This is a genomic window from Brenneria roseae subsp. roseae, from assembly GCF_003115845.1.
Classification (GTDB): domain Bacteria; phylum Pseudomonadota; class Gammaproteobacteria; order Enterobacterales; family Enterobacteriaceae; genus Brenneria; species Brenneria roseae.
Genome location: NZ_KZ819023.1, coordinates 306,131 through 327,726 on the forward strand (window position 1 = coordinate 306,131; position 21,596 = coordinate 327,726).

General features: G+C 52.7%; 14 protein-coding genes and 2 pseudogenes. 8 read left to right on the forward strand and 8 right to left on the reverse strand.

All coding sequences use genetic code 11. The features are described from left to right. Window positions 1-87 precede the first annotated feature (87 nt). The 4 genes from DDT52_RS03675 (at window position 88) to tyrR (ending at window position 7,071) form a co-directional block, all read left to right on the forward strand. A complete protein-coding gene (locus DDT52_RS03675; RefSeq protein ID WP_136155149.1) occupies window positions 88-2,895 on the forward strand; it encodes a DUF2339 domain-containing protein in 2,808 nt (935 codons plus the stop codon). 37 nt (window positions 2,896-2,932) lie between these two features. Continuing rightward, window positions 2,933-4,330, forward strand: a complete 1,398-nt coding sequence (locus DDT52_RS03680) for a YcjX family GTP-binding protein (RefSeq protein WP_136155150.1) — start codon at window positions 2,933-2,935, stop codon at window positions 4,328-4,330. Next, a complete protein-coding gene (locus DDT52_RS03685; protein ID WP_136155151.1) occupies window positions 4,327-5,370 on the forward strand; it encodes a YcjF family protein in 1,044 nt (347 codons plus the stop codon). Before DDT52_RS03680 ends, DDT52_RS03685 begins: the two co-directional genes overlap by 4 nt. A gap of 132 nt (window positions 5,371-5,502) precedes the next feature. Then, on the forward strand, window positions 5,503-7,071 hold the full coding sequence (gene tyrR / locus DDT52_RS03690; protein WP_136155152.1) for a transcriptional regulator TyrR: 1,569 nt from the start codon (window positions 5,503-5,505) through the stop codon (window positions 7,069-7,071). A 77-nt stretch (window positions 7,072-7,148) separates the two neighbouring features. Here the strand turns inward: tyrR and tpx are convergent, their stop codons facing one another. Further along, window positions 7,149-7,652 (reverse strand): thiol peroxidase, encoded by a 504-nt coding sequence (tpx, locus tag DDT52_RS03695; protein WP_109054207.1) that lies wholly within the window; start codon window positions 7,650-7,652, stop codon window positions 7,149-7,151. Window positions 7,653-7,840: 188 nt separating this feature from the next. Beyond that, complete coding sequence (gene mpaA / locus DDT52_RS03700; protein WP_136155273.1) at window positions 7,841-8,560, reverse strand: murein tripeptide amidase MpaA; 720 nt, start codon at window positions 8,558-8,560, stop codon at window positions 7,841-7,843. 323 nt (window positions 8,561-8,883) lie between these two features. Here mpaA and DDT52_RS03705 point away from each other — a divergent pair. After that, window positions 8,884-10,498: pseudogene (locus tag DDT52_RS03705) on the forward strand (peptide ABC transporter substrate-binding protein). 7 nt (window positions 10,499-10,505) lie between these two features. After that, complete coding sequence (zntB, locus tag DDT52_RS03710; RefSeq protein WP_136155153.1) at window positions 10,506-11,489, forward strand: zinc transporter ZntB; 984 nt, start codon at window positions 10,506-10,508, stop codon at window positions 11,487-11,489. Window positions 11,490-11,765: 276 nt separating this feature from the next. Here zntB and ttcA read toward each other — a convergent pair whose 3' ends face one another. The 3 genes and pseudogenes from ttcA to DDT52_RS03725 all read right to left on the reverse strand — a co-directional run bounded on the left by ttcA (window position 11,766) and on the right by DDT52_RS03725 (window position 13,505). Beyond that, the gene (gene ttcA / locus DDT52_RS03715; RefSeq protein ID WP_136155154.1) at window positions 11,766-12,701 is read right to left on the reverse strand and encodes a tRNA 2-thiocytidine(32) synthetase TtcA; all 936 of its coding nucleotides are present in this window, start codon (window positions 12,699-12,701) and stop codon (window positions 11,766-11,768) included. A gap of 48 nt (window positions 12,702-12,749) precedes the next feature. Continuing rightward, window positions 12,750-12,944, reverse strand: a pseudogene (locus tag DDT52_RS03720) (site-specific integrase); the annotation flags it as partial. Window positions 12,945-13,010: 66 nt separating this feature from the next. Then, window positions 13,011-13,505, reverse strand: a complete 495-nt coding sequence (locus DDT52_RS03725) for an MmyB family transcriptional regulator (protein ID WP_136155155.1) — start codon at window positions 13,503-13,505, stop codon at window positions 13,011-13,013. A gap of 123 nt (window positions 13,506-13,628) precedes the next feature. Here DDT52_RS03725 and DDT52_RS03730 point away from each other — a divergent pair, with 123 nt between their 5' ends. After that, the gene (locus DDT52_RS03730; protein ID WP_136155156.1) at window positions 13,629-13,922 is read left to right on the forward strand and encodes a putative hemolysin; all 294 of its coding nucleotides are present in this window, start codon (window positions 13,629-13,631) and stop codon (window positions 13,920-13,922) included. A gap of 124 nt (window positions 13,923-14,046) precedes the next feature. Here DDT52_RS03730 and DDT52_RS03735 read toward each other — a convergent pair whose 3' ends face one another. The 3 genes from DDT52_RS03735 to DDT52_RS03745 all read right to left on the reverse strand — a co-directional run bounded on the left by DDT52_RS03735 (window position 14,047) and on the right by DDT52_RS03745 (window position 18,641). After that, complete coding sequence (locus DDT52_RS03735; protein WP_136155157.1) at window positions 14,047-15,039, reverse strand: 2-hydroxyacid dehydrogenase; 993 nt, start codon at window positions 15,037-15,039, stop codon at window positions 14,047-14,049. A 107-nt stretch (window positions 15,040-15,146) separates the two neighbouring features. Then, window positions 15,147-16,700, reverse strand: a complete 1,554-nt coding sequence (locus DDT52_RS03740) for a methyl-accepting chemotaxis protein (protein WP_136155158.1) — start codon at window positions 16,698-16,700, stop codon at window positions 15,147-15,149. Between the two features lie 387 nt (window positions 16,701-17,087). Further along, a complete protein-coding gene (locus DDT52_RS03745) occupies window positions 17,088-18,641 on the reverse strand; it encodes a methyl-accepting chemotaxis protein (protein WP_136155159.1) in 1,554 nt (517 codons plus the stop codon). A 358-nt stretch (window positions 18,642-18,999) separates the two neighbouring features. Between DDT52_RS03745 and DDT52_RS03750 the strand changes: the two genes are divergently transcribed. Beyond that, the gene (locus DDT52_RS03750) at window positions 19,000-21,588 is read left to right on the forward strand and encodes a YdbH family protein (RefSeq protein WP_136155160.1); all 2,589 of its coding nucleotides are present in this window, start codon (window positions 19,000-19,002) and stop codon (window positions 21,586-21,588) included. Window positions 21,589-21,596 lie beyond the last annotated feature (8 nt).

Sequence of the window (21,596 nt, forward strand, 5' to 3'; positions counted from 1 at the left end):
ATTTGAAATCAGTACTGGATTTGTGAGTCGCCGTCATTTCCTGTAAAACCGCATCATTCCTCTCATATATGATTAATAAGGTACTTCATGGATGATACAACGCTTCTGATCGGTATCGTGCTTGTGCTGGCCTACCTCATCGTGATGCCTGTCGCAGTCGCGATCGTGTTTAAGCGTAGCGCGCGCCTTCAGCAGTGGAATGTCCAGCTAGAGCAAACGGTCGTTCAGCTACAGGCGAACCTGGCCCGACTCACTGCTCAGGTAAACCGCCTGAATCCAACGGTTATCCCGACTTTACCGGCATCGTCCGTTCGCACGCCAGCATCTGCGGATACCGTAGACGCGCCGGTTGAGCCTGATGTGAGCGGGGAAAATGGCGGCAACCCCAATGAAGTGACAATGTCACAAAAAAGCAACGAGCTAACCACCCTCGACCCGTCGTCGCATCAAGATACCGCGACCCGTCGGGAGGTGATAGCGGTCGAAAAACATTCAGGCATCCTTTCTTCGCTGGCCGCTTGGCTGCTGCAAGGTAATCCGCTGGCAAAAATCGGCATTTTATTGCTGTTTTTTGGTCTGGCCTACCTGATGAAATACACCATTGAACGCGACATGCTATCGATTCAATGGCGGCTGGGCGTAGCCGCGCTGATTAGCGGCGGACTGCTGGCCTTTGGCTGGCGTCTGCGTCATAAGCAACGGCTGTACGCCCTTATATTGCAAGGCGGTGCGGTCGGGGCGCTGTATATCACGATATTTGGCGCTTTCCGGCTATATCTGTTGCTGCCTTATCCGCTGGCGTTCGCACTATTGCTGCTCGTCTGCGCCGCCAGTGTTGGGCTGGCGGTAATACAGCGTTCGTTAAGTCTGGCCATGCTGGCCAGCATTGGCGGCTATCTGGCGCCGATCTTGTTGTCGCAGGGAGGAGGCAACCATGTGGTGTTGTTTTCGTACTACCTGCTGCTGTCGCTGGGGATTCTGGCGATAAGCGCCCGTCAGTCCTGGCGCGAATTGAACCTGCTGGGGCTGATATTTACTTTTGGCGTCGCGGCCACCTGGGGCGCGAAATATTATCAGCAAGATTTTTACCTGAGCAGTCAGCTGTTTCTGATCGCCAATATTCTGCTGTTTGGCGTTGGCGCACTGCTGTTCTCGCTGCGACATCAGTCGGTAGGCAAACAGGTCGTGGATGGCGTACTGCTGTTTGCCCCGCCGTTGATCGGTTTTGGCATGCAGTATCTTATTACCGGACATTGGAAATATGGCCCGGCCGGTTCGGCGCTGGCGTATGGACTTGGCTATCTGGTATTAGGCGGATTGACGCGCAAACGCCTGCCGCGTCTGGGGCTGTTTGCCTTCGCGCTGGGAGGCTGTTTTCTAACATTGGCGGTGCCGTTAACCCTCACCGGGCAATCGACCGCGCTAGTATGGATGCTGGAAGGGCTGTGCATTCTATGGGCGGGGCTGCATCAAAATCAGCGTCGCATGGGGCGGAGTGGTTCCGCCGTGTTGTTGTTTGGCGCCGCGTCGGTGGCATACGCCGCCATAACGGGTGAGTTGCAGTCAGCAGCGTTTTTCTTCACCTTTTTCACCTTCGGGATTCTGGCCGTCGCCTCACTGTGCGCCAGCCTGTGCTGGTCGCGTTATCGTCAGGTGGATGGCCGCTGGAGTAGTAGGTTTGACCGGGTTTTTTTCATTCTCGGGCTGGCGGCATGGCTGATTTGGCTCGTTTATATCGTCGAACGGGCGATGACGGCGTATACCGATGCATTCTGGCATGGCAGCGAGTTTATGCCGCCGTGGCGTACACAGGCTTTACTGCAAAGTCCGCTGTTCCTGCTGTTGTTTGCCGTATCCGGCTTGCTTTGGAGCGAAACGGGAAGACGGTTGAAATGGCCGCTGTTGCGGCATAGCGCCTGGTTGCTATGGGGTTTTATGCTGCTGGCGGTATTACAGCAGCTTGTCTTTGCCGACTATCGCCAGTTCCCGTTGTTGAATGGCGGAGAGCAGATCGCGGTGTGGGCGTGCTGGCTCGGCAGCTTTACCGTCGCTTACCGGTTGCTCTACCGTGAAACGGGCAATATCCCCTGTCTGGCAGAGCGCGTCTTCCATCTTGCTTTATTCTGGATGGCGATCGGATGGCTTTTCCTGATGGCCGATCAGTATTGGTATTCCCGCATCCCAGCCGATATGGAAGAGGGCGCGCCGATACTGACCGTCATATTGTTGTCGGCAATCATATTGGCGCTGGTGCTGCCGGCACGTCACCGACTGTGGCCACTGACGTGTTGGGCGACATTATATAATCAAACCGGACTGGTGCCGCTGGTCGCGACGCTGTTCACGTTATCGGCGAACGCCAACCTGCTGGATGGGCAGATACAATGGGGCTCGCTGACGTGGCCGTATGTGCCGTTCCTGAATCCATTGGAAATCAGCCTGTTTTTGGGCGTAACGGCGTTAGCGCTATGGTATCGACGTGCGATGTCGGTTTCGGCGCAGAGCCGCGCATGGAAAAGCCGGTGTCGTCTGGCGCTCTGGGGGTTGATCATTTGGTTGCTCAACGGCCTGTTGCTACGGGCGCTGGCCTGGTACGCGCAGATCCCGTGGTCGGTTGACTGGCTGTGGGATTCCCGTCTGGTTCAGACCACCTTTGCGCTGCTGTGGACGCTGGCCGCGCTGGTTTGCATGGTGTGGTCGACCCGACGCCAGCAGCGCGGCGGCTGGATTATGGGGGCGCTGTTGCTGGCTCTGACCATTATCAAACTGTTTCTGGTGGATAGCGCCGGCGGTGGTGGACTGGCCCGCGCGATCGCATTTATCGGCGTCGCCATACTTATTCTGATTGTGGGGTATTTCGCACCGCTACCGCCCAAAAAAGCGATGAGCCAGTAGCAGCTCTTTACGCTAACAAGGAGACAGGTTTTATCCAATGAAGCGATTACAAAACGAATTAAACTCACTGGTTAACCGCAGTGTGGATCGCCATTTACGTCTGGCCGTTACCGGACTCAGCCGCAGCGGTAAAACCGCCTTTATTACCGCGTTTGTCAATCAACTGCTGAACGTACACAGCGGGGCGCATTTACCGATGTTTTCCGCCGTGCGGGAAGGTCGATTGCTGGGGGCCAAGCGCGTGCCGCAGCGCGATCTCGGCGTTCCCCGTTTTGCCTATGATGAAGGGATGGCGGCGCTCTATGGTTCGCCGCCGGACTGGCCGACGCCGACGCGCGGCGTGAGTGAAATTCGCCTGGCATTGCGCTATCGCTCTAATGATTCTCTGCTGCGGCATTTTAAAGATACGTCGACGCTGTATCTGGAAATTGTGGATTATCCGGGAGAATGGCTGTTGGACCTGCCGTTGCTGGAGCAAACGTATCTCAGTTGGTCGCATCAGATGTCCGGCCTGCTGCAAGGCGAACGCGCCGAGTGGGCCAGACCCTGGCTGGCGCTGTGCGAAAAGCTGGATCCGCTGGCGCCGGCTGATGAAAACCAACTGGCCGCCATTGCACAGGCCTATACGGACTACCTGCTGCGTTGCAAACAGGAAGGTCTGCATTTCATTCAGCCGGGACGCTTTGTGCTACCGGGCGATCTGGCCGGCGCGCCGGTTTTGCAATTTTTCCCATGGCCGCAGGTTGATAAATGGGGAGAAGCCAAACTGGCGCAGGCGGATGCCAAAACCAACATGGGGATGCTGCGTCAACGCTTTGAGTATTATTGCCAGTCGGTGGTGAAAGGATTTTATAAACATCACTTTATCCGTTTTGACCGCCAGATTGTGCTGGTGGACTGTCTGCAACCGCTGAACAGCGGCATTCATGCGTTTAACGATATGCGGCTGGCGCTGACCCAACTGATGCAAAGTTTTCACTATGGCAAACGCACGCTATTCCGGCGTCTGTTTTCGCCGTGCATCGACAAATTGATGTTTGCTGCCAGTAAATCCGATCACATTACCGCCGATCAGCATGCCAATCTGGTCTCGCTGTTGCAGCAATTGGTGCAGGAAGCCTGGCAGAATGCCGCCTTTGAAGGGATCAGCATGGATTGCGCGGGGATTGCGTCGATTCAGTCCACCCAAAGCGGGGTTGTTGATCATCAGGGGCAAAAAATTCCGGCGTTGAAGGGAAACCGTCTGAGCGATGGCCAGCCGTTAACGGTGTATCCGGGGGAAGTGCCTCCCCGCTTGCCTGGCGCAGCATTCTGGCAGGAGCAGGGATTCCATTTTGATGAGTTTCGTCCGCGTGAGATGACCGTGGACACCCCGTTGCCGCATATCCGACTGGATACGGTAATGGAGTTTTTACTGGGAGATAAATTGCGATGAACGAACCACTGAAACCGCGAATGACGTTTGACAAAGCTTCGCCAGCGGAACCTCAACCGCAGTTACGCGCCAATGTGGCGTTTGACGAGCAGGCGGCAGAACGTTTTGCTCCCGTCAGCCGTGAAGAGGAAGTGCCGGAAGAGGGGATTGCCGAGGAAGTGGTCAGCGCGGCGCTGCGGCCTAAACGCAGTCTGTGGCGGCGGATGGTCATGGCGGGCCTGACGCTATTTGGCGTCAGCGCCGTGGCTCAGGGGGTTCAGTCGTTGCATAACGCCTGGATACAGCAGGATTGGATCGCACTGGGCGGCATTGCGGCGGGCAGCCTGATTGTGGCGGCAGGCGTAGGTTCGCTGGCCGTTGAGTGGCGGCGTCTTTACCGGTTGCGTGAACGGGCCGAAGAGCGAGATGTCGCCCGGGATTTGCTGCATAGCCATGGCGTTGGGCGAGGACGCGAATTTTGTGAAAAACTGGCGCGGCAGGCCGGGCTGGATAACGGTCATCCGGCGATGCAGCGTTGGCAGGCGTCCTTGCACGAAACTCACAACGATCGGGAAGTGGTTGAACTGTATGCCCGGCTGGTTCAACCGGTGCTGGACAGCCAGGCCAGGCGGGAAATCAGCCGTTCGGCGGCGGAGTCCACGCTGATGATCGCTGTCAGCCCGCTGGCGCTGGTGGATATGGCGTTTATCGCCTGGCGCAATCTGCGGTTGATTAACCGGATCGCTACGCTCTACGGCATTGAATTGGGCTATTTCAGCCGCATCCGGTTGTTTCGTCTGGTATTGCTGAATATTGCGTTTGCCGGGGCATCTGAACTGGTACGGGAAATCGGTATGGACTGGATGTCACAGGACCTGGCGGCGCGTCTCTCTGCCCGGGCGGCGCAGGGCATCGGGGCGGGCCTGCTTACCGCGCGGCTGGGCATCAAGGCGATGGAACTGTGTCGTCCGCTTCCCTGGCTGGATGATAAACCGCGTCTGGGTGATTTCCGCCGGGAACTGATTGGACAAGTGAAAACAATCTTGCAAAAAACGCGGTAACACCATGCTCGAGCCGGAAAAATATTTCATGACTGTCAACTTTTGCTGCCACTTCACTTCATCCGTGCAAGACGAAAGCGTATTATTACTCTCTATTAGCCTTGTCGCACCTGTTGAAGAAGGTAGTCGTTGATGCGTCTGGAAGTTTTTTGTGAAGACCGTATCGGTCTGACCCGCGAATTGTTGGATCTTCTGGCGGCGCGCCATCTCGACCTGAGAGGCATTGAGATTGCGCCAATCGGTCGTATTTATCTTAATTTCGCCTCGCTGGATTTCGATGCATTTCGCGTATTGATGGCGGAAATTCGCCGGATTGAAGGCGTCAGTGATGTCCGTACCGTGGCCTTTATGCCTTCGGAACGAGAGCACCGCGCGGTAAACGCCCTGCTGGAATCGATGCCGGAGCCGGTGTTTTCGCTTGATATGCGCGGGAAGATCGAACTGTTTAATCTGGCCGCGTTGACGCTGTTTGATCAGACTGCCGGGAATATTCGCAATCTGACCATTGGCGCATTGATCCCGGGGTATAACGTCACGGATTGGCTGGAACGCAGCAGCATGACGGTGACGGAACGCGTGGTGATCCGCGGGCAAGATTTTCTTCTGGAAATGACGCCAGTACATCTGGAGGATGACGAAGGCAAAATGACCACGGCCGGCGCGCTGGTGATGCTGAAATCCGCGGCGCGAATGGGGCGGCAGTTGCAGGATTTGTCGGTGAATGATGACAATGAATTCGCGCATATTGTCGCGGTCAGTCCCAAAATGCGGCAGGTCGTCGAGCAGGCGCGTAAGCTGGCGATGCTGGATGCGCCGTTACTGATTGTCGGTGACACGGGGACCGGTAAAGATATGCTGGCTCGCGCTTGTCATTTACGCGGGCCGCGGGGCAAGCAGCCGTTCCTGGCGTTGAACTGTGCATCGCTGCCTGATGAAGTGATGGAAAGTGAATTGTACGGTCATGCGCCGGGGGCTTATCCCAATGCGCTTGAAGGCAAGAAGGGATTTTTCGAGCAGGCAAACGGCGGGTCGGTGCTGCTGGATGAAGTCGGCGAAATGTCGGCACAGATGCAAACCAAGCTGCTGCGTTTCCTGAATGACGGAACGTTCCGCCGGGTGGGAGAAGATCATGAAATGCACGTGGATGTCCGGGTGATTTGTGCGACGCAGAAGAACCTGCTGGAAATGGTGCAGCGCGGTGAATTCAGGGAAGATCTCTACTATCGTCTGAATGTGCTGACGCTCACATTGCCGCCGCTACGTGAGCGTCCGGCCGACATCATGCCGTTGACCGAGTTGTTCGTCGCACGTTTTGCCGATGAGCAGGGTATTCCTCGCCCAAGACTGGCTGCTGATTTGCAGCAGTTTTTGCCGCAGTATGGTTGGCCGGGTAATGTGCGTCAGCTAAAAAACACCATCTATCGGGCGCTGACTCAGTTGGAAGGCTATGAGCTGCGTAGGCAGGATCTCGATCTGCCGGCCTTCTCGGTCGATATTCCACACAGTGAGGAAATGCTGGATGGTTCGCTGGACGATATCAGCAAACGTTTTGAACGTGCCGTGCTAACCCGCCTGTATCAGACTTATCCCAGTACGCGCAAACTGGCTAAACGCCTTGGCGTATCGCATACGGCGATTGCCAATAAACTGCGGGAATATGGGCTGAGTCACCGCAAAGCGGCGGGTGAGGATGATGAATAAGAAAAACGGCCGCACAGGTGCAGCCGTTTTTTTACATCAGGCGACATTTAAACACGCGCCCCATGTTTTTCATGAAATTACTTCAGTACCGCCAGCGCAGCATCATAATCGGGTTCGGTTGTGATTTCGTTCACCAGTTCGCTGTGCAATACGTTGTCGTTCTCATCCAGAACCACCACCGCGCGGGCGGTCAGGCCTTTCAATGCGCCATCGGCAATGGCGACACCGTAGGCTTCTTTAAACTCGGCACCGCGTAGCGTGGACAGCACAACCACGTTGTTCAGCCCTTCCGCGCCACAAAAACGGGATTGTGCGAACGGCAGGTCGGAAGAGATACACAGAACAACGGTGTTATCCAGTTCAGAACCCAATTGGTTGAATTTACGCACGGACGTGGCACAAACGCCGGTATCAATGCTGGGGAAAATGTTCAGGATTTTACGTTTGCCAGCGTAGTTGCTGAGCGCGATGTCTGACAGGTCTTTGCCAACCAGTGTAAAAGCCGGAGCTTTGCTTCCCTTCGCGGGAAACGTCCCTGATAGCGGTACTGGATTGCCTTGAAAGTGTACGTTCTGTGACATGTATGCGTCCTTAATTACAGGTTGTTAACACGAGCCCAGTTTAGGGCAACATTAGCAACATTGATATAAAAAAACGCCGGGAGCGTTTTTTAACGTCGCATCAGCGACGGCCTGTAGGGTGACGGGCAGGATAGCCCGTCATAAAAAAACGCCGGGAGCGTTTTTAACGTCGCACAGCGACGGCGTCATCAAAAATTACGGCTTAACAATGCGGTCATGGCATGCAGATAACCGTCAATCGCGGCATCCGCTGAAATCGGCGGCAGCTCCGCCGTAATGCACGGCAATCCCCGATCGGCACACCAACTGCCAAACGATCCTGGCGTTTCGTAGCCCACGCCGGTGACCAACGGTAAATCAAATTGCCGCGCCAGCCATTGTCCGAATTCGGAGTTTTTCGGGTCATCAATACAAGCCAAAGGCTCATGAAAAGAGACAACCCAGGCCGGATTAAGTTTCGTGATAAGTTCACACAGTGCTTTTGTTTCCGGTTCTGACGCCGGCGTATTTCCGGTGGACAGCACCACATCCCGCTCATCGGCCGCGCAGCTCCAGCGGTAATGCGTCTGCCCCGGTTGCCAGTTACCCGCGGGAAAGTTGCGATTGAGATCGACGCCGTTGGCGTTGGCGCGCAGGCCCAGTTGACAGCCATCGGGATTAACGGCCAACACCACGTGATGACGGCGTTGGCCGGGAAACAGCGTGCGCAAAGCGCAGGACAGGGCGATCACCGCGGCGGTTTCATCACCATGCGTACCGGCAACGATCAGTCCGCTCCCCTCCTGTGGCAATTCGGCGGGGAAGTAGAGCAGGGGCGCGCCCAGCAATGACTTGCCATAAGGTTCCCCCAGAGAAGACAGATTGCCCCGTTGATGACGGGCCCGTAAAGGGATGGTGTGGTTGTCCATTTCATCAGCCCATGGTTGCTGTTGACCAATTTTCATCATAGCGACTGAGGAGGAAAATAGCACCCGTGATACAACGGGATGAAATTCTCAGCCGGAACGTGACAAGTACAGGTATTGATAAGTACATGTGGTTACAAGTAGATGCATGAGCCGTTTATTGGCTATTATGTTTTTTAGTTATTTCATTATTATCCGCTATTAATCGGTTTTCGGGACGGTATTGCCAATGTGGTGAAATCCCGCAGTCCCAGTCTCACAATGGCATCCGAACAATTTATTCATGCGCACGGACGGGCGTTTTAATCGGTAAGGGTCAAGTCATCATGCAAAATGGTTATTCCGCTCGCTATGCCGTGCTGCTCGCAATATTGGCAGGTAGCGCCGGTGCGGCGCAGGTTCCGGCAGGAACCGTATTAGCTGAAAAACAGGAAATTGTGCGTCATATCAAAGATGAACCCGCTTCTCTGGACCCGATAAAAGCGGTTGGTTTGCCGGAAGCGCAGGTGGCGCGTGATTTATTTGAAGGGCTGGTCAATCAGGATGCGAACGGCAACATTGTGCCCGGCGTCGCTCTGCGCTGGCAAACCAATGATAACCGTACTTTCACCTTCACCCTGCGTGAAAATGCGCGTTGGTCAAATGGCGATCCGGTCACGGCAAAGGATTTTGTTTATAGCTGGCAGCGGTTAGTCGCCCCGGAAAACTCATCGCCCTTTGCCTGGTTCGCCCGTCTGGCGGGGATACTGAACGCCGAACAGATTATCGACGGTAACATGCCCGTCGATAAACTCGGCGTGACGGCAATTAATGACCATACGCTCAATGCAGCTTGGCAGACCGGTGCCTTACTTTGTCAGCCTGTTGGCAAACTTCAGTCTCTTTCCGGTCCATCAGGCAACGATCGAGAAATACGGCAATGACTGGACCAAACCGGGTAATCTGGTCGGTAACGGTGCGTTCAAACTGGAACAGCGGGTCGTTAATGAAAAGCTGGTGTTGGCACCAAATGAATATTATTGGGATCATGGCAACACGATGTTAACTAAAGTGACGTTTGTTCCCATCAATCAGGAATCGAGCGCGACAAAACGCTACCTTTCCGGCGATATTGATATCACCGAATCCTTTCCTAAAAACCTGTATCAAAAACTGCTGAAGGAACTGCCCGGTCAGGTCTATACCCCTGATCAACTGGGAACCTACTATTACGCCTTTAATACTCAACGCGCGCCAACGAATGACGCGCGGGTGCGTAAGGCCTTGTCTTATGCCATCGACCGGAAAATCATTGCGGAAAAGGTTCTGGGGACCGGCGAGAAACCGGCCTATCACTTCACGCCGGATGTTACCGCCGGATTTACGCCGACAGAGAGCGTGTTACAGCAATATACTCAGGCTGAACTGGATGCGCAGGCAAAGGCGCTGATGGCGGCGGCAGGCTATGGCCCCGGGAAGCCGATGAAGCTATCGCTGCTGTACAACACTTCGGAAAGCCACCAGAAAATTGCCGTTGCCGTTGCGTCCATGTGGAAAACGAAGTTGGGGGTGGAGGTACGTTTATCTAATCAGGAGTGGCAAACCTATATCGACAGTCGTAACAGCGGTAACTTTGACGTTATCAGGGCGTCGTGGGTCGGAGACTATAATGAGGCCTCTACGTTTCTGTCGTTATTAACGTCGCATCACAGCGGGAATATCGCACGGTTTAAAAGCGCCGATTATGATCGGTTGCTGGATGAAGCCGGCAACCAAACCGATGCCAAAATATTGAATGCGGATTACAATCGGGCGGAGAAAATCCTGATGGAAGAAGCGCCCATTGCTCCCATTTATCAATACACTAACGGACGCTTGATTAAGCCCTGGGTAAAAGGCTATCCAATCACCAATCCTGAAGATGTCGCATACAGTCACTCGCTTTATATCGTGAAACACTGAGACCAATATGGAATCGTTTGAAGGAAAAACGTTGCAACATTCTGGCGCTGTTTATGCCTATCAACTGGATGGACAAGGCGGAGTGGCGCCTATCGGCGATAGTGATGTCGCCAGCAGTGAGCGGCCTTGCTGGTTGCATCTGGATTCGACGTTGCCCGCCAGCGCCATCTGGTTGAATGAAACCCATCTGGTGCCGGACAGCGTACGCGATGCGTTGGCCGGAGAGAGTGTTCGCCCCAGAGTGACCCGGTTGGGCGATGGGACGATGATTACCCTGCGCAGCATCAACCTGAATGCAAATTCGCGTCCGGACCAACTGGTGGCGATCCGGGTTTTCATTACCGATAAGCTCATTATTTCGACCCGGCGACGTAAAGTGTTGGCGATTGATGAAGTGTTGACCGATCTCAAAGAGGGGAATGGGCCGACAGACTGTGGGAGCTGGCTGGTGTCGATCGCGGAGTCGCTCACCGATCATACCAGTGAATTTATTGATGATTTACATGAGAAAATTATCGATCTGGAAGAAGACTTACTGGAGCAAAAAATACCGCCACGGGGCGAACTGGCATTGATTCGCAAGCAGTTGATTGTACTACGACGCTATATGACTCCGCAGCGTGATGTGTTTTCGCGCCTTTCCGGTGAAAGGTTGCCCTGGATGCAGGACGATGATCGGCGCCGAATGCAGGAAATTGCCGACAGACTGGGACGTGGGCTGGAAGATTTGGATTCCAGTATTGCACGTACTACCGTATTGTCGGATGAAATTACCGCCCAGATGACAGAGGCGATGAACCGAAGAACCTATACTATGTCGCTGTTGGCGATGGTTTTTCTGCCGACGACCTTTTTAACCGGGCTGTTTGGCGTCAATCTGGGGGGAATTCCGGGAGGGGACTCCCGGCTGGGGTTCGGCATGTTCTGCCTGATGTTGGTAGTATTGGTTGGTGGCGTTGCATGGTGGTTAAAACACAGTAAATGGTTATGAATCCCAACGAATGGTTATTGCGCGTATTATCACAGACTTCCCGGGGTGGTTGAAAATTCACGTCTAAATTGAGCAATATCAACATTTTTCACATTATAGTACGGCACTATTCTTCTTGCAGGTGAATGCAACGTCAAGCGATGGGCGTTGCGCTCCATATTGTCTTACTTCCTTTTTTGAATTACTGCATAGCACAATTGATTCACACCATGCCGGCGATATCGTCGGCATTTTTTTGTGCTTTTCGTTCAGTACCCAACCTGGTTTCCTCCTCCTTTATTTTATTTCCAGTATGTCGAGGCGGGCCAACGGCGGAGTCTCTTCTTCCTCTTCTGGCTGCCAGCCAACGGGTTGCAGCGGCAGTTCCTCGCGATCGAAAGCCAGATCGCCGCCGTCAACCACGTCGCTGTCATGATGAATGCTTTTAAAATCAAACAGCGCATAGTCGGCGAGATGGGAAGGTACGACGTTCTGCATCGCGCTGAACATCGTTTCGATACGGCCGGGATAACGTTTATCCCAGTCGCGCAGCATATCTTTGATCACCTGGCGTTGCAGATTGGGCTGTGAGCCGCAGAGATTGCATGGAATGATGGGATATTGACGCGCTTCGGCAAAGCGTTCGATGTCTTTCTCACGGCAGTAGGCCAAGGGGCGAATCACCACATGTTTGCCATCGTCACTCATCAGTTTCGGCGGCATTCCTTTCAATTTTCCGCCGTAGAACATATTGAGGAACAGCGTCTGCAAAATATCGTCACGATGGTGGCCGAGTGCAATTTTAGTCGCTCCCAGTTCGGTGGCCGTGCGATACAGAATTCCGCGACGCAGACGCGAGCACAGTGAACAGGTCGTTTTTCCTTCTGGAATTTTTTCTTTCACGATGCCATAAGTATTTTCTTCCACGATCTTGTATTCAACACCAATACTATCAAGGTACTGCGGTAGTACGTGTCCAGGAAAACCGGGCTGCTTTTGATCCAGATTAACGGCCACCAGTGAAAAATTGACGGGAGCGCTCTGTTGCAGGTTGCGCAGAATTTCCAGCATGGTGAAGCTGTCCTTGCCACCGGACAGACAAACCATGATACGGTCGCCTTCCTCAATCATATTGAAATCGGCAATAGCTTCCCCGACGTTGCGACGCAGGCGCTTCTGAAGCTTGTTGAGGTTGTATTGTTGTTTTTGGTTAATTTGTTGATTTTCTTGCATTTTAATTTGTTCCTACACCCAAAAGGGGCACCAAAGGGGCAAACTTATTCACAGCGCGAGTTTCCGATTCAGCATGCCAACCTGATCTTCATTCATGTCCTCAATCCATTTCCCGTAGCTTTCATACACCATTTGGTTCGCAATAGACAAAGGGTTTGCACCTGCCGATAGTAACCAGCAAGCATAAGTATGGCGCGTATGGTACGGATTATGGCGACGAATGCCAGATCGTTTTACCGCAGATAATGATTAAGCAATGACCAAATAGTAAAGGGTTAATGTCTGTCTATCTCACACAGTGTAAAGCACTCACTTCGCGGGTCCCGCCAGCCAAACCGTCCGCCCGCCACACTCAGGATCTTTTTTTACTCTCTTGATCACGTCAAAATCGTTGTTGTTCAACAGCGTGCGAAACTCTTGCTCCGATAGGCTGGAATGGTAAAGCTCTTCGCCCTGAAAATTACCGATAGCCTCGCCGTCGCTGGTACCGCTGGTAAATATTAAGACCAGTCGCAGATGACGATCTTCGTCAATGGTCAAGGTGGCATGTTCAAATGAGATGGCACCGACATCGTCAATCACCAAATCACGGATACCTGAACAGGAACCATGAACGTCTGGTTGACGCCAGTCAGTTTTGAAATCAGGTGACACCTTTTCAAGATCTTTGACGAGATCGCGAATGTCGTGGGCTGCTGGCGCCCGGGCAAAATCACGTTTGAAGCTGGCTAAAATAAGCGGGGCCTGCTGCTCCCATGGCTGAAAAACGTGTTGTGTTATTGATCTTTTGCCGTATTGGAACATTTATTGGTGTGACCGCGAAATAAGGTGTGGTAAATATATTCTCCATCTTGAAATATATCAGGTATCGTTCGGCACATAGCCCTGTGCCGGGCTGTGTCATTTCACATGATATGGAGTCAGATAATGAAATCGTATCAATGGCTATTTACTGCGGCTGTACTGTTATTGGCGGGTTGCAGTAATGGCGGAAAAAATACGGCGGTCGATAAGCAGGATACGGCACTAAATGAAGAGAATAAAAGCTCGATTGTATTGCTGAAAAGCAGCACCCCGTTGGACGTCAACTGTACATTGATTGGCGGAACGATGGCCGTTTCCAGACAGTTGGACGGCGCCAGCGTAGGGACCTGCCAGTTGGCGAATGGCAAGCGTTGCGATGAGCGAGCGGTGATGAATGGGACCTGCCCGGCGGGCTGACAGATGCAATAACATTGCGATGGCGAAGCATCGATATTTCATCTTCATTTTCCGGTTCTTTCAGATAATCAGCCTTTCTGAAAAGGCATTGGTGAAAATGATTCACCAATGCGCATGTGTCGTATCAGGGATTCAGCAGATTCGCGCAGGGCTCGCCCTGGCTGATTTCTTTCAGGTTTTGCAGCGTGGTTTGAGAAATGCTTATTAAGGCTTCCTCTGTCAGGAAGGCCTGGTGTCCGGTAAACAGAACGTTATGGCACGCGGATAGGCGACGGAAAATATCGTCCTGAATCACGTCATTCGATTTATCAGCAAAGAACAGATCCCGTTCATTCTCATAAACGTCCATACCCAGCGCACCAATTTTCTGCTGTTTCAGCGCATCAATAGCGGCCTGGGAATCAATTAACCCGCCACGGCTGGTGTTAACAATCATCACGCCATCTTTCATTTGTGAAAATGCCGCCTGATCGAGCAGGTGGTGATTTTCCGGCGTGAGCGGGCAGTGCAGGGATATCACATCGGAACGGGCATAAAGTGTTTTCAGATCCACATATTCCGCACCCAGATCCAGCGCCTGTGGGTTAGGGTAGGGATCGAATGCCAGCAGACGCATACCGAAACCCTTCAGAATACGCATGGTGGCAATGCCGATTTTCCCCGTACCGATAATGCCGGCAGTGCGATTGTGCATATTGAAACCAATCAGCCCTTCCAGTGAGAAGTTGGCGTCACGGGTGCGTTGGTAAGCGCGGTGGATGCGGCGGTTAAGGCACAGCATTAATCCAACAGCATGTTCGGCAACCGCTTCCGGTGAATAAGCCGGAACGCGCACCACCTTGATACCCAATTCTTTGGCCGCGTCGAGATCGACGTTGTTGAAACCGGCGCAGCGCAGCGCCAGCGTTTTCACTCCCAGCTGTGCCAGTTCAGTCAACACCTCACGACTGCCGTCGTCATTGACGAAAATGCATACCGCCTGACAGCCCGCCGCAGTTTTTGCCGTGCGTGATGTCAGCATGAAATCAAAAAATTCAAGCTCATAGCCAAACTTTTGATTAACCTGCTCTAAATATTTACGGTCATATTGCTTGGTGCTGTAGATTGCCAGTTTCATCGCGTATGTCTCCGAAAAATCCTTAGATTAAGCTATCAGAAAATATTACGGAGACAAACCGTTACCTGACAAAGCAATAACGGTTTGCGAAAAGCCGGGTACGGAAATTAACGAGGAATGCTGAATACGGAAACCGCTTCCGACATGGTGGCGATTTGCCGTTCCAGGCAGCTGATGGCCGCACTGGAGTTGCTGGCCAGTATGGTGTTTTGGCGCGTCAGTTCATCAATGTTGTTAACTGCATCATTAATGTGTCCCAGCCCTTGCGATTGTTCATGGGTCGCCAGGCTGATTTGATTTACCAACTGGGAGACTTGCTGCACCTGAGCCAGAATGTTATCCATCGACTGGCTGGTATGGTTCACCAGTTTGTCGCTGGTATTGATGTTGGCAATAGTGGTTTCGATAATCCCCGCGATGTCTTTCGCTGCCTGAGCGCTACGTTGCGCCAGTGTACGAACTTCACCGGCAACCACCGCAAAACTTTTGCCCTGCTCACCCGCATGGGCGGCTTCCACGGCGGCATTCAGCGCGAGGATGTTGGTCTGGAACGCCAGATTATCCAATACATTGATAATGTCGGTGATCTCTTTACTGGAGTGGGTCATCATCACCATTGTGTCGGTTACCTGATTAACGGCTTTTTCTCCGGCATCGACAGCCACATTGGCATCTTCCGCACAGCGTGTCGCCAACTGCGAGGCGGAGGCATTGCTTTTGATCGTTGCGGTGAGTTGCTCCATCGACGATGCGGTATTTTGCAGACTTTGGGCCGTATCGTCACAGCGCTGGCTGAGCGTATGGTTGTCTGTGGCAATCTCGCCACAGGCATGGCGCAGTTCAGCCAGTTTGCTATTCACATCATCGACAAAAGTGCGGAAATTCATGCCAGACTGATTAACCGCGCGTAATAACATGCCGACTTCATCAACACGATCAAGCTGGAAGTTATTATCCGCCTGTCCGGAAGCGGAGTTGATGGCCTGATGCAGAATTTTTTCCAACGGTTTTGCCAGATGCATAACCAGTAATTCACTGGTTATGAAAGCACCGCCTAATATGGCTAACGCGAAAATTAATACCGGCGTTGTCAACGGCAGCGTGGTAAGCAGAATAGATAAAACAGATAGCATAAAGAAATAAATGTAACTTCTAATCCGCCAGCGGACAGGGATTATTTTAAACAGACTGAGCAGTTTCAGCGGACCTTTATAAATCAGCAGGCCCTGATATAAACGTTGGTACTTTAGTTTATTTTCGTTTATTTCATGGTAAAGCGTTTCAGCCTGCCGGATTTCCTGTTGAGAAACACGGGTACGGACCGACATATAGCCTGTGACTTTGCCTTCCTTCATTAATGGGGTAGAACTGGCTTTAACCCAGTAGTAATCGCCATTTTTGCGCCGGTTTTTGACGACGGCAGTCCAGATTCGGCCCGCTTTCAGCGTCGACCACATATCGGCGAAAACCGGCGGCGGCATATCGGGATGACGCACAATGTTATGTGGTTGATTGAGAATCTCATCAAAAGTGTAGCCACTGGCATCAATAAAGTCGTCATTTGCATAGGTAATGTGACTGGTCGGAGTGGTTACCGACATCAGCTTTGCTTTTTCATCTAATAAATACTGGATATCACTGACAGGGTAATTCTTACGCATTTATCAATCCTTCAGTATAAGCAAGCATGGAAGTGACGTTTGTTAAATCAATTTGTTAAAAAATGGAATGTACCTAATTAATTAACGGCTAATTCCGGGAAATAATTAGCGAATCAACTTATAAAAATAACTTGCAAATAGAACAGATGAATTTAATGGGTGAAAAAGATCTCCTGAGTGCATTTGATTTACCATCAATATTGCAAGTTGAATGACCTTTATCTCTACCGTTATACGTCAAGTTGCAGATGCGTTGGCCGCAACCGGTCGGCTATTTCCGCTAAACGCTTACGGCATCGCAGTCAGGGTTTGCGTTACACCAAGTATATTATAGCGATGGAAATTTGCATGGTGCGGGTACATGTTGTTGTGTACCCGCGGGAGAGGCTAACGCGAAATGCTGAATACCGAGACGGCCTGAGCCATACTGGAGATCTGCTGCTGCAAGTGTCCGGTCGCCGAGTTGGATTGGCTGGCAAGCGCGGTATTTTGATGTGTCAGTTCGTCGATTTTATTCACGGCATCGTTGATCAATTCGACGCCCTGAGATTGCTCCTGCGTCGCCAGACTGATCTCGTTCATCAGATGGGTAACATTCTGCACCTGAAGCAAAATATTGCTCATGGACTTGTGCGTGTGCGAGACCAGCTCTTCACCGACGCGAATGCTGCTGAGCGTTTCATCGATAATGGATGAAATATCGCTGGATGAGGACGCGCTGCGTTGGGCCAAAGAACGAACTTCGCTGGCCACCACGGCAAAACTTTTCCCCTGTTCGCCGGCGTGAGCCGCTTCTACCGCGGCATTCACCGCCAGAATATTGGTCTGAAAGGCCAGGTTATCCAGCACGTTAATGATATCGGTAATGCGCTCACTGGAGCGCGTGATGGTTTCCATCGTACTGGAAACCTGATTGACGGCCTGCTCTCCGGAATTGACGGCCTGATTGACATCACGCGTGTATTTTGACGCTTGTACAGAGGCATCGGCATTGCTTTTGATGGTGGCGGTCAACTGTTCGACCGATGCGGCGGTCTGTTGCAGGTTTTCCTCTGTTTGCTCACAGCAGTTAGCCAGTATTTGATTGCCCTGGGCGATTTCATTACAGGCTGTTTTCAATTCGTGCAGGTTACTGCTGACATCATCCACAAAGGTACGGAAGTTCATGCCGGACTGATTCACCGCACGCATCAGCATGCCGATCTCATCCACACGATTGAGTTGCGTCAGGTTGTCGGCCTGACCTGCGGCACAACGCATAGCCTGAGAAAGAATCTGTTCAACCGGGTGTGCAACATGGCGTACCAGCAGTTCGCAACTGATAAAACCGCAGGCGATTAGCAGCGGAAACAGCAGGGCGGCTAACGGGGCCGTTGCCATCATGGAATAGGCGGCAATCAGGGGGATCAGGCTGAACAACAGACAATAACTGCGGATGCGCCAGCGTAGCGGCATGGTTTTAAATATACTTAACAGTCGCAGAGGGCCAGTATAGACCAGCAGACCATGATGGAACGCGCGGTGTTTCAGTTTGCCTTCATTGACTGCGGCGTAGAGTGCTTTCGCCTGTTGGATTTCATCCGGCGTGGCCGGGATGCGCACAGACATGTACCCCGTCAATTGGCCTTCTTTTTTTAATGGGGTCGTACTGGATTTGACCCAGTAGTGATCGCCATTCTTGCGCCGGTTTTTCACAATGCCGGTCCAAATGTGGCCCGCTTGCAGCGTTTTCCACATATCGGAGAAGGCCGATGGTGGCATATCCGGGTGCCGGATTATATTATGCGGCTGATTCATCAGTTCTTCCAGGTGGTAGCCGCTGACCTGAATGAAATCTTTGTTTGCGTAAGTAATGTGGCTATCCGGGGTGGTGACCGACATCAGCTTGGTTTTTTCGTGCAGCGGGTATTGGTAGGTACTGACGGGAAGGTTCTTACGCATGGAGCAATCCTTTATATGCTGTATCCAGATACTGATTTAACATGAATATACCTGTCATCTTTCTCGTTGCTGGTGCGTTGGCTGTCTTATTCGTCCCTGTCTGGGGCTCGCTCGTTGTAAGCAACACACGAGATCCATGGCACGTTGACAGAAAGAATATGCGCAAACACATTACAAAAAATAACGATAAGTAACGACATTATCATAAAATGGTAACAAAAAAGTATCGCATTTGGCGTCAAGTGTGAGCTGAAAGGAGTCTACCTGTTAACGTAATGAGCAAAAAATGTATAGAACATAAACAACCGAAAACGGCGCAGGTTTGGGCGGGATCTCATCGAATGCATAATCTCTATTAATGATTAAAAAATACGCGTTACCCGGCGCGGCACTGATACTCCTGCTGTTATTCGTGTCGTGGCGGACTATGCCACAGTGGTTGCCACGCATTGCGGGGATCTGGTTACCCGCAGAAATGTCTTTGACGCTGCATTCACCGCCGGTTTGGTATGAGCGGGGACTGCAAAGCGAGGGCATCCGGCTGAGTGTGGGCGAATGTACGCTGCTTGATGTGCAGAATATCATGCTGTATCGGCAGTCCGGACGATGGACGATCGATATCGATGCCGTCACGTTGAATAGCGATTGCCTGCCGCATCTGGCATCTGACGACAACACGACGCCCATACGGCTGGCCCAGTGGCAACAGCGTTTGCCAGCCGCGGATGTCACGATTGAAAAAGTGACGCTTCAACCCTGGCGGGATTACGCCGGGCGAGCGCAGTTCAGTACCGATGGCAACCAACGACAGACGCTGCATTATCAAGGCGATCAGCTGGCGTTTCAGACGGAACTGAACCAACAGCACCTGGTTTTACGCAAAGGCATGCTGGCGACGCCGGCGGGGGACGTTCGTTTGCAATTGAGCGGCGAGATCGACCTGGCGGATACGCTAACGCAGGCGCCGGTGCAGGGCGTGCTGAACGGTCAACTGGTTACCGGACAAACGCCCGAGCCGGTATCCATGCGGCTAAGCTGGCGGCACCAGCAAGGGGAGCTTTCGCTACAGGCGGAGGGCGATAATGAGCCGCTGGTCTCGCTGCCATGGCAGTTAACCGCAGAGCAGATACAGGTGAGTAACGGTGTCTGGCGCTGGCCTTACGCCGCACAACCGCTGTCGGGACGGATTTCACTTACGTTGCAAAACTGGCGGCAAGGGCTGGAAAAAACGCGCATTGATGCGCGCATGAACATGTTGACGCAGGGGCATAACGGCAAGGCCAACGCCGTTCTGGTGTTGGGACCGGGTCAGCTTGGGCTGATCAACAGTGAATTGCGTTTTCAGTTAACCGGTCAGGCTAACCTGTCTGACTTGTCTTTAACGGCGTCGCTGCCGGGGGTTCTGCAAGGTTCTTTATTAAATCCGGAGCTATCGATCTTACCGGGGGCGTTGCTGCGAGCCTGGGGCCCGCTGGGATCGCAGGTCCGGCTTGAGGAAGCGCGTTGGCCGTTAGCCGGAGTGCGAATCAGCTCAACCGGGGTGAATGGACGGTTGCAGGCCATCGTCAAGGCGCATCATACGTACTGGGGCCGATTCGACCTGCATCTGGATGGACAAGCGCAGGATTTCTGGCCCGACAAAGGGCAGTGGCAGTGGCGATATTGGGGAAGCGGGCAACTGCCGCCGCTAAAAGGGAAATGGGATGTGGCGGGACGGGGTCGCTGGCAGGACTCGCTAATCGAAGTGAGCCAATTGTCGAGCGGATTGGATCAGCTTGGTTACGGACTGGTGATGGTTCACCAACCACGTCTGACGATTGTTGAACCTTTACGCTGGCAGCGTGCCCGTTCAGGAGAATATTTTCAGGGCGCGTTACAGCTGGCATCGGAACAAGTCGATTTCAGCAACGGCGGCTATCTTCCTCCAACGTTGATGACTCTCGGCCTGCAAGGGCGGGATCCCGATGATTTCCTGATAAAGGGACAATTACAGGCGCAAAATATTGGTCCGGTGTCCCTGCGCGGGCGCTGGGATGGCGAGCGTTTACGCGGCAATGCCTGGTGGCCACGTCAGCCACTAACCGTTTTTCAGCCGTTGCTATCGCCGAAACTGAAAATGAACATTCGTTCAGGACAGTTCCATGCACAGGCCGCGTTTTCCGCGGCGCAGGGAGAGGGATTCAGCGCCGGCGGGCATTGGGTGGTGAGCAACGGAGGACTATGGTTGCAGGACGGCGAAGTCGGCGGTGTCAATTTTGCGCTGCCTTACCGACTGAAAAATCAGCGTTGGGAACTCGGCATCAAACAACCCGTCACGTTGCGAATTGCTATGCTGGATAACCTGTTCCGGATGACGGATATCCGCGTTGATCTGCGGGGATTTTATCCGTACAGCGAAAAATTGCCGTTGACGATATCGCAGGCGGAGATGGACGTATTGGGCGGGCATATCAGCCTTTCGGCCATGCAGTGGCCGCAGCGGGAAGATGCGCTGTTCACCGTGAAAAGCGTGGAGCTCAGTGAACTGATAACGGCGTTGAAGTTGAAACAGTTTGCGATGTCGGGACGGGTGAGCGGTGTGCTGCCACTGAATTTTAACCACCCTGACATGCTGATTCAGGGCGGGCGCTTCACCAACGATCGTTTTCTGACGCTTCGGCTGGATAAACTGCTGGCTGACGAGTTGGAGAGTAAAAATCTGGCCAGCGGCGCAGCGATTAACTGGATGCGTTATCTGGAAATTGGGCGTTCCTATGCCACAGTGGAATTGAGTAATCAGGGCGAACTGACGCTGGTTTCGCAGATTCAGGGGAAAAATCCGCTGTTAAGTGCGGATAGGCAAGTCATTCTCAACTATCGTCATCAGGAGAATATTTTCCAGCTGTGGCGGAGTTTACGTTTTGGCGATAATTTGCACGATACGTTGGAGCAACGGGCGAATGAATAAATTCAGGG